The 14,871-nt window shown below is 66.8% G+C and carries 15 protein-coding genes; 14 read left to right on the top strand and 1 reads right to left on the bottom strand.

Features of this window, described 5'->3' with window-relative positions; genetic code table 11:
- Nucleotides 1-341: 341 nt before the first annotated feature.
- From rpsB to QE360_RS16945, 14 genes are all read left to right on the top strand, one after another.
- Nucleotides 342-1,151, top strand: a complete 810-nt coding sequence (rpsB, locus tag QE360_RS17010) for a 30S ribosomal protein S2 (protein ID WP_307097988.1) — start codon at nt 342-344, stop codon at nt 1,149-1,151.
- Nucleotides 1,152-1,311: 160 nt separating this feature from the next.
- Nucleotides 1,312-2,247, top strand: a complete 936-nt coding sequence (gene tsf, locus QE360_RS17005) for a translation elongation factor Ts (protein ID WP_307097989.1) — start codon at nt 1,312-1,314, stop codon at nt 2,245-2,247.
- Nucleotides 2,248-2,568: 321 nt separating this feature from the next.
- A complete protein-coding gene (gene pyrH, locus QE360_RS17000) occupies nt 2,569-3,294 on the top strand; it encodes a UMP kinase (RefSeq protein ID WP_307097990.1) in 726 nt (241 codons plus the stop codon).
- A gap of 3 nt (nt 3,295-3,297) precedes the next feature.
- Nucleotides 3,298-3,855, top strand: coding sequence for a ribosome recycling factor (frr, locus tag QE360_RS16995; RefSeq protein WP_307097991.1), 558 nt, complete (start codon nt 3,298-3,300; stop codon nt 3,853-3,855).
- An 89-nt stretch (nt 3,856-3,944) separates the two neighbouring features.
- Nucleotides 3,945-4,613, top strand: coding sequence for a polyprenyl diphosphate synthase (gene uppS, locus QE360_RS16990; protein ID WP_373424703.1), 669 nt, complete (start codon nt 3,945-3,947; stop codon nt 4,611-4,613).
- Nucleotides 4,614-4,666: 53 nt separating this feature from the next.
- Nucleotides 4,667-5,434, top strand: coding sequence for a phosphatidate cytidylyltransferase (locus tag QE360_RS16985; protein WP_309698157.1), 768 nt, complete (start codon nt 4,667-4,669; stop codon nt 5,432-5,434).
- Complete coding sequence (gene dxr / locus QE360_RS16980; protein WP_309703464.1) at nt 5,434-6,591, top strand: 1-deoxy-D-xylulose-5-phosphate reductoisomerase; 1,158 nt, start codon at nt 5,434-5,436, stop codon at nt 6,589-6,591. Before QE360_RS16985 ends, dxr begins: the two co-directional genes overlap by 1 nt.
- Nucleotides 6,588-7,724, top strand: a complete 1,137-nt coding sequence (rseP, locus tag QE360_RS16975) for an RIP metalloprotease RseP (protein ID WP_309703462.1) — start codon at nt 6,588-6,590, stop codon at nt 7,722-7,724. Before dxr ends, rseP begins: the two co-directional genes overlap by 4 nt.
- A 70-nt stretch (nt 7,725-7,794) precedes the next feature.
- Nucleotides 7,795-10,512: an outer membrane protein assembly factor BamA gene (bamA, locus tag QE360_RS16970; protein ID WP_309703460.1), complete on the top strand. Its 2,718-nt coding sequence runs from the start codon at nt 7,795-7,797 to the stop codon at nt 10,510-10,512.
- Nucleotides 10,512-11,183 (top strand): OmpH family outer membrane protein, encoded by a 672-nt coding sequence (locus QE360_RS16965; RefSeq protein WP_307097995.1) that lies wholly within the window; start codon nt 10,512-10,514, stop codon nt 11,181-11,183. The genes bamA and QE360_RS16965 overlap by 1 nt, the downstream gene beginning before the upstream one ends.
- 7 nt (nt 11,184-11,190) lie before the next feature.
- Complete coding sequence (gene fabZ / locus QE360_RS16960; RefSeq protein ID WP_307097996.1) at nt 11,191-11,679, top strand: 3-hydroxyacyl-ACP dehydratase FabZ; 489 nt, start codon at nt 11,191-11,193, stop codon at nt 11,677-11,679.
- A 98-nt stretch (nt 11,680-11,777) separates the two neighbouring features.
- Complete coding sequence (rpmE, locus tag QE360_RS16955) at nt 11,778-12,008, top strand: 50S ribosomal protein L31 (RefSeq protein ID WP_007404343.1); 231 nt, start codon at nt 11,778-11,780, stop codon at nt 12,006-12,008.
- 137 nt (nt 12,009-12,145) lie between these two features.
- Nucleotides 12,146-12,460, top strand: a complete 315-nt coding sequence (locus QE360_RS16950) for a PilZ domain-containing protein (RefSeq protein WP_309703458.1) — start codon at nt 12,146-12,148, stop codon at nt 12,458-12,460.
- Between the two features lie 73 nt (nt 12,461-12,533).
- Nucleotides 12,534-13,931: an L-serine ammonia-lyase gene (locus QE360_RS16945; RefSeq protein ID WP_309703456.1), complete on the top strand. Its 1,398-nt coding sequence runs from the start codon at nt 12,534-12,536 to the stop codon at nt 13,929-13,931.
- A gap of 9 nt (nt 13,932-13,940) precedes the next feature.
- Here the strand turns inward: QE360_RS16945 and QE360_RS16940 are convergent, their stop codons facing one another.
- Nucleotides 13,941-14,738, bottom strand: a complete 798-nt coding sequence (locus tag QE360_RS16940) for a ThuA domain-containing protein (RefSeq protein ID WP_309703453.1) — start codon at nt 14,736-14,738, stop codon at nt 13,941-13,943.
- Nucleotides 14,739-14,871 lie beyond the last annotated feature (133 nt).

The raw sequence follows: 14,871 nt of genomic DNA, 5'->3' as shown, positions 1-14,871 counted from the left end.
GGTGCGGCCATTAACCGAACCGCAACCGTTGATTTTTTCGTCCGGTTCCGTCGCCATCGCGGCAACATCAGGGCGAGTCGTGCCAAAACCCCGATGTTGCGATTCCGTGATAAGGCGATCCGTCCCGTTTCCCTGTTGTGGTCATCTTATGTTCCATCGATGTTCCAGAGTCAATCGGCGGCGGAACAAAAGTGAACGCAAAGGGTGGCTTGCCAGGCGGTCGGCCATCGTCTAAGGGCGCGCACCTCAACACCGCATGGGAAGCATCATATTTCGGTGCGCATGGGCTTTGCCCGCCGCGTCATCCGCTTCCCAGAGGACCAACCGGAAGGAATTATCTTATGGCGGCACCCGTCGTCACCATGCAGCAGCTGGTCGAGACCGGCGCGCACTTCGGCCACCAGACCCACCGCTGGAACCCGAAGATGAAGCCTTACATCTTTGGCGACCGCAACGGCGTCCACATCCTCGACCTGTCGCAGACCGTGCCGCTCTTCGCGCGCGCTCTGGAGTTCATCAGCTCGACCGTCGCGGGCGGTGGCAAGGTCCTGTTCGTCGGCACCAAGCGCCAGGCGCAGGAGCCGGTCGCCGAGGCCGCTCGTCGCGCGGGCCAGCACTTCGTCAACCATCGCTGGCTGGGCGGCATGCTCACCAACTGGAAGACGATCTCGAACTCGATCAAGCGCCTCAAGACCCTCGAGGAGCAGCTGTCGGGCGACACGCACGGCCTGACCAAGAAGGAAGTGCTGAACCTGACCCGCGAGCGCGACAAGCTCGAGCTGTCGCTGGGCGGCATCCGCGACATGGGCGGCATCCCGGACGTGATGTTCGTGATCGACGCCAACAAGGAAGAGCTGGCGATCAAGGAAGCCAACACGCTGGGCATCCCCGTCGTCGCGATCCTCGATTCGAACGTCTCGCCCGACGGCATCGCCTTCCCGGTTCCCGCGAATGACGACGCCAGCCGCGCGATCCGCCTGTACTGCGAAGCCGTTGCCATCGCCGCGACCCGTGGCGGTCACGAGCAGCAGCGCCGTGGCGGTGCGGACTTCGGCGCGATGGCCGAGCCGCCCGTCGAGGAAGCGCTGACCGTCGCCCCGGCGGACGTCGCCGAGCAGGCGGTCGAGGCCGAGCGCCAGATCGACGCGTAATCGCGTGAGAAAGCCCCGCGGTGCGGGCGGGGCGATCATCGACCGGATGGGGCAACCCGTCGGTCGATGACATCGGCTTGACATGCAAGCCGTGCTAAGGGCCGCCTCCGATGGGGCGGCCCTACCCGCATCCCCCTTTTCAGACAGAGGAAATCAGACAATGGCCGATATCACCGCAGCGATGGTCAAGGACCTGCGCGAAAAGAGCGGCGCGGGCATGATGGACTGCAAGAAGGCGCTGGCCGAGGCGAATGGCGACATGGACGCCGCGCTGGACTGGCTGCGCACGAAGGGCCTGGCGGCCGCGCAGAAGAAGTCGAGCCGTACCGCAGCCGAGGGCCTGGTCGGCGTCGCCACCAGCGGCACCGTCGGCGCGGCCGTCGAAGTGAATTCGGAAACCGACTTCGTCGCCAAGAACGACCAGTTCCAGTCGTTCGTGAAGGACGTCACCGCGATCGCGCTGAAGTCGACCGACGATGTCGAGGCGCTGAAGAACGAAGCGATGCCGCAGGGCGGCACCGTCGCCGAAGTGCTGACCAACAACGTCGCGACCATCGGTGAGAACCAGTCGCTGCGTCGCGCCAAGCGCCTCGAAGTGTCGAAGGGCGCGGTCGTGTCCTATGTCCACAACCAGCAGGCGCCGGGCCTGGGCAAGATCGGCGTGCTCGTCGCGCTCGAATCGGATGCGTCGGACGAGGTCCTGCAGAAGCTGGGCAAGGACCTGGCCATGCACGTCGCGGCCGCCTTCCCCAAGGCGCTGAACGAGGAAGACCTGGACGAGGCCGAGATCGAGCGTGAGCGCGCGATCGCGACCGAAAAGGCCGCCGAATCGGGCAAGCCCGCCGACATCATCGCCAAGATGGTCGAGGGCGGCATCGCCAAGTACCGCAAGGAGCACGCGCTGGTCAGCCAGCTGTTCGTGATGGACGGCAAGACCAAGATCAGCGACGTGGTGGCCAAGGCCGCCAAGGACGCCGGTGCCGAGATCAAGCTGGTGGACTATGTCCGCTTCCAGCTGGGCGAGGGCATCGAGAAGGAAGCGTCGGACTTCGCCGCCGAAGTCGCCGCAGCCTCGGGCGTTCCGCAGAAGGCGTAACGATCCGGGCCGTCCCTTGATGGGACGGTGACGGCAAAGGGGAGCGGTCGCCGCGAGGTGGTCGCTCCCTTTGCGTTTGGGGGTGGGCGATCGCTGCCGAGCCTTTGTTCGCCCTGGGCGAAGTCGAAGGGTGCCGGGTCGGCGGAGCTCCATGGGCTTCGACGTCGCGCCGCCTGAACGGGGCTGGGCCGAAACGCCGAGTCGCTTTTGTGAGACACGGCAGGCCCACGAAAATCCCCGCGATCCGCCGCTCCACGGTTGCCCGCCGCCCGCCCGCCGCCTAAGGTCCGCGGCACTTTCACCATCAAGATCCGAGAAACGATGACCAGCCCGCGCTTCAAACGTATCCTATTGAAACTCTCGGGTGAGGTGCTGATGGGCGAGGGGGGACTGTCCATCTCCCCCGAGATCACCGCGCGCGTGGCGCAGGAGATCGCCGATGTCCGGGCGCAGGGTTATGAACTCTGCATCGTGGTTGGTGGCGGCAACATCTTCCGCGGCCTGTCGGCGGCGGCCAAGGGGTTCGAGCGCGCGACCGCCGACTATATGGGCATGCTGGCGACCGTCATGAATGCGCTGGCGGTGCAGAACGCGCTGGAGCAGATCGGCGTCGACACGCGCGTCCAGTCGGCCATTCCGATGGCCAGCGTGTGCGAACCCTTCATCCGTCGTCGCGCCGAGCGGCATCTGGAGAAGGGCCGGGTGGTGATCTTCGCGGCGGGCGTCGGATCGCCCTTCTTCACTACCGACAGCGGTGCCGCGCTGCGCGCCGCCGAGATGAAGTGCGACGCGCTGTTCAAGGGCACCAGCGTCGACGGCGTCTATGACGCCGATCCCAAGAAGGTGCCGACCGCCACCCGTTACGAAACCGTCAGCTATTCCAAGGTTCTGTCCGACGACCTGAAGGTCATGGACGCCTCGGCCATCGCGCTGTGCCGCGACAACAATATCCCGATCGTCGTCTTCAACATCCGCGAACATGGCAATTTCGGTGCCGTGCTCGCCGGTCAGGGTGTGTCGACGGTCGTTCAGAACGCAGGAGCTTAACCCATGCCAGCCTATGACAAGTCCGATCTCGAGCGCCGTATGCAGGGCGCGGTCGAATCGCTGAAGCACGACCTGAACGGTCTGCGCACCGGTCGCGCGTCGACCGCCTTGCTCGATCCGGTGACGGTCGAGGTCTATGGCAGCCACATGCCGCTGAACCAGGTCGCGACCGTCTCGGCGCCCGAGCCGCGCATGCTGTCGGTGCAGGTGTGGGACAAGTCGAACGTGTCGTCGGTCGAAAAGGCGATCCGCTCGGCGGGTCTGGGCCTGAACCCGATCAATGACGGCCAGACTCTACGCCTGCCGATCCCCGACCTGACCGAGGAGCGCCGCAAGGAGCTCGCCAAGCTGGCGAACAAATATGCCGAGGGCGCGCGCATCGCGGTGCGCAACGTGCGTCGCGACGGCATGGACAGCCTGAAGACCGACGAGAAGAAGGGCGTCTTCGGCGAGGACGAGCGCAAGCGTCACGAGACCGAGGTCCAGAAGCTGACCGACGCCACCGTCGCCGAGCTGGATGCGGCGGCGGCGGCCAAGGAAAAGGAAATCCTGGGCAAGTGAGTCCTCCGGCCGCCTCGGCCCAGACGGCTCTGGGGTCGCTGGTGGCCGTGCCCGATACGGGTGCGGTCCCGCGTCACGTCGCGATCATCATGGACGGCAATGGCCGCTGGGCCAAACGCCGTCTGCTGCCCCGCTTCGCCGGTCACAAGGCCGGAGTGGATGCCGTGCGTCGCATCGCGCGCGCGGCGCGGGCGATGGGGATCGAGGCACTGACGCTCTACGCCTTTTCCTCGGAAAACTGGCGGCGGCCCGAAACCGAGATCAGCGACCTGATGGGGCTGCTCCGCATCTTCCTGCGCAAGGATCTGGCGGAGCTGGTGTCGGACAATGTCCGGCTGCGCGTGATCGGCGACTATCGCCGCTTCGCGCCCGATCTGGTCGCGATGATCGACGACGCCATTGCCCGGACCTCGGTCAATAGCGGGCCGGTCCTGGCCATCGCGCTGAACTATGGCGCGCAGGCCGAACTGGTCGAGGCGACGAAGCGGCTGGCGATGAAGGTGGCGGCGGGCGAGATGACCGCCGACGCCATCACGCCCGAGGCGATCGAGGGCGAGTTGCAGACCAACGGCCTGCCGCCGCTCGACCTGGTCATCCGCACCTCGGGCGAACAGCGTCTGTCCAACTTCCTGTTGTGGCAGGCCGCCTATGCCGAGTTGATGTTCGTCGACACGCTCTGGCCCGATTTCGACGAGGCCGCGCTGGCCGATGCGGTGGCCGCCTTCGGACAACGGCACAGGCGTTTCGGCGGCCTGTGATCGATCGCGATTCCGAACCCGCGGCAAGGCCGGTCGAGCCCGCCGCCAAGCCCATGTCCAACCTGACCAAGCGGGTGTTGGCCAGCATCGTGATGATCGCGGTGGCCAGCCTGTGCCTGGCGCTGGGCGATCTGGCCTTCTGGCTGCTGGCGGTGGTCGTCGGCCTGTTCATGATGGCCGAATGGTCCGACCTGTTGAAGGTTGACGCCAAGCAGAAGCGACTGGCGCAGTTCGCGCTGTCGGTGCCGCTGGCGATCATGGCGCCGGGCCTGGCGGCCGGGCCGGGCTTTTTCGCGCTGGGTCTGATCGCGGCGACCTTTTTCTTCCTGACCATCGTGTCGCGGCGGCCTGCATTCGGGGCCGGTGCCTTCTATGTCGGTCTGCCGGTCTTCTCGCTGCTGGCGATCCGTCTGCATGACGACGGACTGGCGCTGTCGCTCTGGACGATGGCGCTGGTCTGGGCCTGCGACAGCGGGGCGTTCTTCGTCGGGCGGCAGTTCGGCGGACCCAAGCTCGCGCCGAGCATCAGCCCGGCCAAGACCTGGTCGGGGCTGATCGGCGGCGTGGCGGCGGCGACGCTGCTGGCGGTGCTGATGCGCGCCTATCACGGCCTGCCTTTGCACCTCGTCATCGCGACCCCGGTGCTGGCGGTGCTGGCGCAGATCGGCGACCTGTTCGAAAGCGGGCTGAAGCGGCGGGCGGGGGTGAAGGACAGCGGCAATGTCCTGCCAGGCCATGGCGGCGTCATGGACCGGCTCGACGGCATCGTGCCCGTGGCCCCGATCGCGGCTCTCCTGATCTTTCTGCCGGACCTGTTCTGATGCGAAGCGTGACGATTCTCGGCGCGACCGGCTCGGTCGGCACCTCGACGCTGGACCTGATCGAGCGCGAGCCCGATCGCTACCGCGTCCGCGCGCTGACCGCCAATGGCGATGTTGCCAAGCTGGCGGCGGCGGCGAAGCGGACCCATGCCGAGCTGGCGGTGGTCGCCGACGAACGCTGCCTGCCCGATCTGCGCGAGGCGCTGGCGGGAACCGGGACGCGGGTGGCGGGCGGCCGCGCGGCGGTGATCGAGGCGGCGGCAAGCGGCGCGGACTGGACGATGGGGGCGATCGTCGGGTGCGCCGGACTGGAGCCCGCCATGGCCGCGATCGCCCAGGGCGGCACGGTGGTGCTGGCCAACAAGGAGCCGCTCGTCTCGGCGGGTGAGGTGGTGCTGGCGGCGGCCGTGAAGGCGGGGGCGACGCTGCTGCCCGCCGACAGCGAGCACAACGCCATCTACCAATGTTTCGACTTTGCGCGGCCCGAGCGGGTGCGACGCATCGTCCTGACCGCCAGCGGCGGCCCGTTCCGGACTTGGACCACCGAGGCCATGCGCCAGGTCACCCCCGAACAGGCGGTGGCGCATCCCAACTGGTCGATGGGCGCGAAGATCTCGGTCGATTCGGCGACGATGATGAACAAGGGGCTGGAACTGATCGAGGCGGCCCGGCTGTTCCCGGTCCCCTCCGACCGGATCGAGATCGTGTTGCATCCCCAATCGGTGATCCATTCGGCGGTCGATTATGTCGACGGCTCGATGCTGGCGCAGCTGGGGCCGTCCGACATGCGGGTGCCGATCGCGCATTGCCTGGCCTGGCCGGACCGGATGCCGACGCCGATGGCGCCGCTCGACCTGGTCGCGCTGGGCCGGATGGACTTCGCCGCGCCCGACCCGGTGCGCTTTCCCGCGCTGCGACTGGCGCGTGCCGCGCTGGAGGTGGGCGGGGCGGCTCCGGCCATTCTGAATGCGGCCAATGAGGTCGCGGTCGCGGCTTTTCTCGCACGCCGCATCGGCTTCCTCGAAATTGCCGCAATCGTTGAGGATATTCTCCATCGCTACGACCCGGCCCCGCCGGAAACGCTCGACGCGGTGATCGCGATCGATGCGGAGACGCGGGAGCTGGCGGGCGAGCGCGTTGAGGATTGCGTCGTTTGATCGAAACCCCCGGCCTGTTGTTGACCATCCTGGCCTTTGTTCTCGCCATCGGTCCGCTCGTGTTCGTACACGAGATGGGCCATTACCTCGCCGGGCGCTGGTTCGGGGTGAAGGCGGAAACCTTCGCGATCGGCTTCGGGCACGAGGTGTTCGGGCTGACCGACCGGCGCGGTACGCGGTGGAAGATCGGGTGGCTGCCGCTGGGCGGCTATGTGAAGTTCGCCGGCGACATGAACCCCGCCAGCCAGCCCGACGCGGCCTGGCTCTCGCTCCCGCCCGAGGAGCGCGCACGGACGTTCCAGGCCAAGCCGGTGTGGCAGCGCGCGATCATCGTCGCGGCGGGCCCCGCGATCAATTTCGTCGCGGCGATCCTGATCCTGGCGGGCTTTGCCTGTGCCTATGGCGAGGCGGTGATCCCGCCGGTGGTGGGTGAGGTCGTGACGGGAAGCGCCGCTGCCTCTTCGGCGCTGCGCCCCGGCGACCGGGTGACGGCGATCGACGGGCGCTCCGTCACCGATTTCGCCGATATCGCGCGCTATGTGCAGATCCGCGCCGGGCAGCGGGTGACGATCGAGGCGACGCGCGGCGGCGTGCCGTTCGCGACCGACGTCACCGTCGGCACCGACGAGCAGCGCGATCGCTTCGGCAACCGCTATCGCATCGGCCGCCTGGGCGTGCGCGGCACCGGCACGGTCGATGTCCGCCCGGTCGGCGTTCTTCGCGCGCCCGTGGTGGCGGTGAAGCGCACCGGCGAGATCGTCCGCATGATGGTCGAGACGCTGGGGCAGGTGATTTCCGGCCGCCGCTCGGTCAAGGAACTGGGCGGGCCGGTGTCGATCGCCAAGGTGTCGGGCGAGCAGATGGCGCTGGGCCTCGACGCCTTTGTTTTCTTCGTGGCGCTGGTGTCCATCAATCTGGGGTTCATCAACCTCTTGCCAGTGCCGATGCTGGATGGCGGTCATCTTCTCTTCTATGCAATCGAAGCGGTGCGACGTCGCCCCCTGGAGCCGGCGGCCCAGGAATGGGCGTTCCGTGGCGGTTTGGTGGCGATCCTGGCCCTGATGCTCTTCGTGACGTTCAACGATCTGGGCAATTTGGGGCTTTGGAAAAATATCGCTGGCTTGATCGGCTGACGCCGATGGGGCAGGGCGCGAGGACGACAGGGGTCGGTTCGACTTTTCTGGGGTGGGTTTGGTGACAGCAATGACGGGTATCAAGACTGTGCGCGCAGGCGCCTTATTGCTGGCGGGCACGATGCTGTCGGGCGTCCCCGTCATGGCGCAGGTCGCGCCCGCGACGCCCGCCGGGGCGGCGGCACCCGCCGCGACGCCCGCGCCGCAGCGGATCATCAAGACGCTGCGGGTCGAGGGCGCGCAGCGGATCGAGCCGGAGACGGTTCTGTCCTACACCAAGCTGCGGGTGGGCATTCCCTATTCGGCCGAAACGCTCGACCAGGCGCTGAAGGATCTCCAGGCGTCCGAGCTGTTCGCCGACTATTCGATCTCGGGCGTCGAGAGCGGCGACATCGTGCTGCGCGTGCGCGAGAACCCGATCATCAATCGGGTCATTCTGGAGGGCAACAAGCGCCTGAAGGAAGACAAGATCAAGAAGGAGATCAAGCTCGCGCCGCGGCAGATCTTCACCCGCACCGCCGTCCGCCAGGACGTGGCGCGGATCGTCGAGCTGTACCGCCGCCAGGGCCGGTTCGGCGCGGTGGTTGACCCCAAGATGGTCAATCTTGACCAGAACCGCGTCGACGTGGTGTTCGAGATCAGCGAGGGGCCCAAGTCCAAGGTCCGCCAGATCAACATCATCGGCAACGAGAAATTCTCCGACGACGAACTGCGCGGTGCGATGTACACCAAGCAGTCGCGCTGGTTCCGCTTCCTGTCCTCGGCCACCAGCTACGACCAGGATCGCCTGGCCGCCGACCAGCAGAAGCTGCGCGCCTTCTATCTGTCCAACGGCTATGCCGATTTCCGCGTGACCAGCGCGGTGGCCGAGCTGACCCCGGACAAGAAGGACTTCATCATCACATACGTGGTGGAAGAAGGCCCGCGCTACAAATTCGGCGACGTCAAGGTCGACAGCCAGATCCGCGACTTCGACAATGAAAAGCTCGCCCAGTCGCTGCCGATGAAGAAGGGCGACTGGTACAATGCCAAGCTGATCGAGGATTCGATCGACAGCCTCAGCCAGACGGCGGGTCTGTTCGGGTACGCCTTTACCGACGTGAACCCCGAGTTCCAGCGTGACAAGGACACGCTGACCATGTCGATCACGTTCAACATCGCCGAGGCGAAGCGGACCTATATCGAGCGGATCGACATCAACGGCAACACGCAGACCCAGGACAAGGTCGTCCGCCGCGAGTTCCGCGTGGCCGAGGGCGATGCCTTCAACAGTTTCCAGGTCCGCCGCAGCCAGGACCGCATTAACTCGCTCGGCTATTTCCAGGAAAAGCTGGAGGTCAAGCAGAACCCCGGCTCGACCCCCGACCGGATCGTCCTCGAAACCAATACCGAGGAACAGTCCACCGGCTCGCTCCAGCTGTCGGCGGGCTATTCGTCGCTGGAACGCTTCATCATCCAGGCGAACATCACCCAGCGCAATTTCCGCGGCAAGGGCCAGGAACTGCGCGCGGGCGTGAACTATTCGGCCTATTCCAAGTCGATCGAGCTGGGCTTCACCGAGCCTTATGTGTTCGACAAGAACGTCGCGCTGGGCGTCGACGTGTTCCGTCGCGACTATAACTCGTTCAACTATCTGGGCACCACCCGCCAGACGACCTATAGCCAGGTGTCGACCGGCTTCCAGGTGCGCGCGGGCGTGCCGTTGACCGAATATTGGTCGCTGTCGGGCCGCTATGGCCTGACCTATGACGAGGTCGGCCTGGCCTCGTCCTTCTTCAACGCCGATGGCAGCTGTAACTTCCAGACGGCGGGCCGTTATCTCTGCGACGCGATCGGCAATCGCTGGACCTCGTCGGTCGGCTATTCGCTGATCTATGACAGCCTGAACAGCCGTCTGCGTCCGACTGCGGGTCAGCGTTTCTCGTTCAGCCAGGACTTTGCCGGTCTGGGCGGCGACGTGAAATATATCCGCACCCGTGGCGAAGGCGCCAAGTTCTGGGGTCTGGGCAAGGGCTTCGTCTTCTCGGTCCTGGGCGAGGGCGGCTATATCCACTCGCTGGAGGACAGCCGCGGTCCCGGCATCGACCCGGTGCGTATCGTCGACCGCTTCTATCTGGGCGAGCCGCAGTTCCGTGGCTTCGACATTCGCGGCGTCGGTCCGCGTGTGCTGCGCGTGCCCTATGTCATCGGCACCGACGGATCGCAGTCGCGTCAGACCGACCGCGACCAGATCGTCGACGACGCGCTGGGCGGCCGTGCTTATTATCTGACGCGCGCCGAACTCGAGATTCCGCTGGGCTCGGGCGCGCGCGAAATGGGTCTGCGGCCCAGCATCTACGTCCAGGCGGGCAGCCTGTGGGGCATCACCCGCCCGCTGCCGTCGCTCGACTTCCCGCAGGCGCGCGACGCCAACGGCAATCTGCTGTTCAACAAGGACGGGTCGAAGACGCTCGCCCCCTCGCTGCTCAAGGACGGGCAGGGGCGGCAGCTGTACGTCGTGCCGACCGGGTCGGACAATGCGGGCCAGTTCACCACCTGCTCGGTCGGCTTCTCGGCCACGTCGGGCGGTGCCTGCTCGGGCACCAGCACCAACACCATCGCGCAGAATACCAACTATGCCGAAGAGCAGTTCTACGGCGGCACCTGGCGTCCGCGCGTGTCGATCGGCATCGGTGTGAACTGGAATTCACCATTTGGACCGCTGCGCATCGACCTGGCCAAGGCATTGGTCACGCAGCCGGGCGACGACCCCAAGCTCATCACTTTCAACGTAGGGACGCAGTTCTGATGAAGACGATTTCCAAGCTCCTCCTCGCGGCGGCCCTGGTGGCCCCGGCCGCGACCGTCGCGACGACCGCGAGTGCGCAGGTGAACGGCGTCGCCGTGGCCGATCCGCAGGGTGCGATCGCCGGTTCGCGCGCCTGGGCTACCGCCCGCCAGCAGATCGAGACGACCTACAAGGCGCAGCTCGACCAGGCCGAGACCCGCCGCACCGCGCTCGCCGCCGAGCTGAACCCGCTGGTCCAGGCGTTCCAGACCGCGCGTTCGGCCCCCAACGCCAACGAAGCGGCGCTGCGCACCCAGGCGCAGGCGATCCAGACCAAGCAGCAGGCCGCCGAGCAGGAACTGGCCCGCCTGACCCAGCCCGCCGTCCGCGCGCAGACCTATGCCGTCGAGCAGCTCCAGGCCAAGCTGGGCGAAGCGGTGCAGAACGCCGTCCGCGCCAAGAATGTCAGCCTGCTGGTCAGCCCGCAGGCGGTGCTGTTCATGCAGCCGACCGCCGACATCACCTCGGCGGTGACGGCCGAGCTGGACAAGCTGGTCCCGACCGTCAGCATCACCCCGCCGGCGGGCTGGCAGCCCGGTCAGCAGGGTGGCCAGCAGGGCGCCGCCCCCGCCGCCGCTCCGGCCGCCACCCCGGCTCCGGCGCCCGCGCGTCGCCAGAACAGCGGCCGGTAATCGCTTCGTGAGCGACGTTGTGAACGACGAGGCGAAGACCGTCCTCGGCCCGCTGGACGTCACGCGGGTCATGGCGGCGATCCCGCACCGTTACCCGATGCTGCTGGTCGATCGTGTCGAGGAACTGGTCCTCGACACGTCGATCCGCGCGGTGAAGGCGGTGACGATCAACGAGGCGTTTTTCCAGGGCCATTATCCCGGCCGTCCGATCATGCCGGGCGTGCTGATCGTCGAGGCGCTGGCGCAGGCCGCCGGTGTCCTGGGCGTGGAAAGCCTGGGCCTCGCCAATTCGGGCAAGCTCGTCTACTTCATGTCGATCGACGGCGTGAAGTTCCGCAAGCCCGTGGAACCCGGCGTCCTCCTCCATCTGGAGGTGGAGTTCGTGTCGAAGCGGACCCGCGTGTGCAAGTTCGCGGGTGTCGCCAAGATCGACGGCGTCGCCGTGGCGGAGGCCAATTTCACCGCGATGATCGCCGATCCGCCCGCCGAGGCGTAAGGGCTCACGTCGCTTTTGACTATCGGGGCGCGGTCCGCTATGGGCCGCGCCTTGAGCTTTAAGGCTGGTCGGAACCAGCCATTTTCCGGAGCAATATCATGAAGACCGATACGCACCCCGACTATCACATGATCAAGGTCCAGATGACCGACGGCACCGTGTTCGAAACCCGCTCCACCTGGGGCAAGGAAGGCGACACGATGCAGCTCGACATCGATCCGCTGGCGCACCCGGCCTGGACCGGCGGCCGTGGCCAGATGCTGGACACCGGCGGTCAGGTCGCGCGCTTCAACAAGCGTTTCGGTGGCGGTCTCACGCTCCGCAAGTAATGGCCTGGCCCTGCGGGGCCGTGCCGTTGCAAATGACCCGGCGCCTCCATGCGGAGGGGCCGGGTTTTTTGTATCCGCCGGGCGGGGCGGGCAAATCGTTTGCGATGTATTTACCACCTCGCTTTAGCATTGCCTGCATGTTCGCCGCCGAATTCGAGCCCATGAAAATCCCGGCCCGCCGTCGCTCGAAGCGGACGGAGGTGAAGGTGGAGGCCGATTATGAGGGCGACGGCCTGGCCCGCGCGCTGTGCCGCGTTCTCGACATTTCGACCCACGGCGCCCGGCTGGAAACCTATACCGAGCTGCGCAGCGGGATGACGATCTGGCTGCGGCTGCCCAAGGTGGGGCAGGTGATCGCCCGGATCGTCTGGGCCGATGATTTCGCGGCGGGGTGTCAGTTCCAGACCCCGCTGGCGCAGGACGCCTATGAGGTGCTGGCGCCGCTCGCCTGATCGCGGGGTGGCCAGGGGCGATCGGCTGGGCTAGTCCATGGGCCTATTCGTTACAAATGGAACGATCTTGACCTTGCCAGTCCCTCCCGTGACCGCGCTACCGCGTGGCGAAGACAGTGTCGCCGCGGTCAGCGTGACCGAGCTGTTCACGATCGGTATCGGCCCCTCCAGCTCGCACACGGTCGGGCCGATGCGCGCGGCCAAGGCCTTTGCGGTCGAGATGCTCGACACCGGGCTGATCCCGGTGCGGGTGCAGGCCGAGCTGTTCGGATCGCTGTCGCTGACCGGGCGCGGGCACCATAGCGACCGTGCCGTCCTGTTGGGTCTGGCGGGGGAGACGCCCGAGACGATCGATCCCGACGCCGTCGAGGGACTGCTCGCGCAGATCGGTGAGACGCGGCGGATCACGCTCGACGGGCGGCATGCGATGGATTTCGATCCCGAGGCCGATCTGCTGTTCCGCCCCGGCTTCCTGCCCGCCCATCCCAACGGGATGGTCTTCACCGCCTTCCTGTCCGACGGCAGTTCGGTGGTGCGGCGCTTCTATTCGATCGGCGGCGGTGCGATCCGGATGGAGGGGGCCGAACTGGCGCGGACCAACCGGCGACTCGCCTATCCCTTCGCCTCCGGTGCGGAACTGCTCGAGCGTACCGGGGATACCGGCCTGTCGATCGCGCAGATCGTCCGCGCCAACGAGGCGGCGTGGCGCGAGGATGTGGAGACGGACGCGTTCCTCGACCGGGTTCGCGACGCGATGGTGGGCGCGATCGATCGCGGCTGTACCGCGACGGGCATCCTGCCCGGCGGGCTGAAGGTCCAGCGCCGTGCGCAGGCGATCAAGCAGAAGCTGCTCGACCGAGGGCCGCGCACCGATCCCAGCCTGGTGTTCGAATGGGTCAGCCTGTGGGCGCTGGCGGTCAATGAGGAGAATGCGGCGGGCGGACGGGTCGTGACCGCGCCGACCAACGGCGCGGCCGGGGTCATCCCGGCGGTGCTGCGCTATTATGAGGCCTTCGTCCATGGTGCGACGCGCGACGGGGTTCGCACCCTGTTGCTGACGGCGGCGGCGGTGGGAATGCTCTACAAGAAGCGGGCCTCCATCTCGGCGGCTGAGATGGGCTGCCAGGGCGAGGTCGGCGTCGCCTGCTCGATGGCGGCGGCGGGGCTGGCGGCGGCGCTGGGCGGCACTCCCGCCCAGGTCGAGAATGCCGCCGAGATCGGCATGGAGCATAATCTGGGCCTGACCTGCGATCCGATCGGCGGGCTGGTCCAGATACCCTGTATCGAGCGCAACACGATGGGCGCGATCAAGGCGATCAACGCCGCCTATCTCGCGCTGCACGGCGACGGGCGGCACATCGTCAGCCTGGATCAGGTGATCGAGACGATGCGCCAGACCGGCGAGGACATGAAGTCGCAATATAAGGAAACCAGCCTGGGCGGGCTGGCGGTCAACGTCGTCGAGTGCTGACCCGCCCGGTCAGCGCGCTGCCCAGCGGATCGCGTTGGTCAGGATGCGGCGATAGGCGGGATCGTCATAGAGCTGCGGCTCATGCCCCAGCGCGGAATAGACGACCCGCCCCTTGCTACGCGGGTTGATCCACAGCACGGGATGATCTGCGCCCATGCGCAACCGCTCGCCGGGGCGATAGCTGCCCTCGTCGACGCGGGCGAGCACGGTCATCCCGCGCGCCGCCGGATTGGCGTCGAAGCTGTACCACTCGTCGCGCGCGACCCAGGGCATCGTCACGCCGCGAAGCACGGGATGGTCCGGCCGGACCGCGACGACTCGCGCGGGCTGGATGTGATCCGCGCCGCCCGGATGGCCGATAAAGGTCGTGCCGATGATCGTATCGGTATACCAGGGCTCCTTGTGGCTGTCGTCGCCCGCCGCGTGCAGCGCCACCACGCCGCCACCGCGCGCGACGAAGCGCGCAAAGGCCGCCTGCTGCTCGGCGCTCAGGAAATCGCCGCTGGCGCTGTTGAGGACGACGACCGAGAAGCGCGATAGCTGGTCGTCGTTGAAGATGGCGGCATTCTCGGTGGTGAAGCTGGGGCGACCCAGACCCTTGGCGATGTCGGCCAGCACGGCGTTGGAATGCGGGATATGCTCGATATGGCGCCAGCCATTGGTCTTGGAGACGATCAGCACGCCGCGCTGCAACCCTGCGGGCAGGGTGGGGGCGACGCTGTCGACGGTCCGGCCGGGCAGATGCGGGTCCGATGGCGCCTGCGCGGCCACGACAAGCGCCATCATCATCAGTGTTTTCAGCATCATCTGTCTCCCTTTTGGGAGAGGCTACCGAGATTGGTTACGCGCGCAACCTCTTCCTCCCCTGTAAGGGGAGGGGGACCATGCGTAGCATGGTGGAGGGGTATCTCCATCGGCCATGACACCCCTCCGTCAGCCC

It is taken from the genome of Sphingomonas sp. SORGH_AS_0789 (assembly GCF_031453055.1).
In the GTDB taxonomy this organism is placed as follows: domain Bacteria; phylum Pseudomonadota; class Alphaproteobacteria; order Sphingomonadales; family Sphingomonadaceae; genus Sphingomonas.
The sequence above is the reverse complement of the archived record's forward strand: the minus strand, read 5'-3'. Positions and strand labels throughout refer to the sequence as shown.

Excerpts from the sequence above, each read along its gene's own strand:
- QE360_RS16950 (WP_309703458.1), top strand. The coding sequence starts at position 12,146 with ATGTTCGCCGCCGAATTCGAGCCCATGAAAATCCCGGCCCGCCGTCGC.
- dxr (WP_309703464.1), top strand. The coding sequence starts at position 5,434 with ATGCGAAGCGTGACGATTCTCGGCGCGACCGGCTCGGTCGGCACCTCG.
- pyrH (WP_307097990.1), top strand. The coding sequence starts at position 2,569 with ATGACCAGCCCGCGCTTCAAACGTATCCTATTGAAACTCTCGGGTGAG.
- rpsB (WP_307097988.1), top strand. The coding sequence starts at position 342 with ATGGCGGCACCCGTCGTCACCATGCAGCAGCTGGTCGAGACCGGCGCG.
- QE360_RS16965 (WP_307097995.1), top strand. The coding sequence starts at position 10,512 with ATGAAGACGATTTCCAAGCTCCTCCTCGCGGCGGCCCTGGTGGCCCCG.
- rpmE (WP_007404343.1), top strand. The coding sequence starts at position 11,778 with ATGAAGACCGATACGCACCCCGACTATCACATGATCAAGGTCCAGATG.
- frr (WP_307097991.1), top strand. The coding sequence starts at position 3,298 with ATGCCAGCCTATGACAAGTCCGATCTCGAGCGCCGTATGCAGGGCGCG.
- QE360_RS16940 (WP_309703453.1), bottom strand. The coding sequence starts at position 14,738 with ATGATGCTGAAAACACTGATGATGATGGCGCTTGTCGTGGCCGCGCAG.
- uppS (WP_373424703.1), top strand. The coding sequence starts at position 3,945 with ATGGACGGCAATGGCCGCTGGGCCAAACGCCGTCTGCTGCCCCGCTTC.
- tsf (WP_307097989.1), top strand. The coding sequence starts at position 1,312 with ATGGCCGATATCACCGCAGCGATGGTCAAGGACCTGCGCGAAAAGAGC.
- bamA (WP_309703460.1), top strand. The coding sequence starts at position 7,795 with ATGACGGGTATCAAGACTGTGCGCGCAGGCGCCTTATTGCTGGCGGGC.
- QE360_RS16985 (WP_309698157.1), top strand. The coding sequence starts at position 4,667 with ATGTCCAACCTGACCAAGCGGGTGTTGGCCAGCATCGTGATGATCGCG.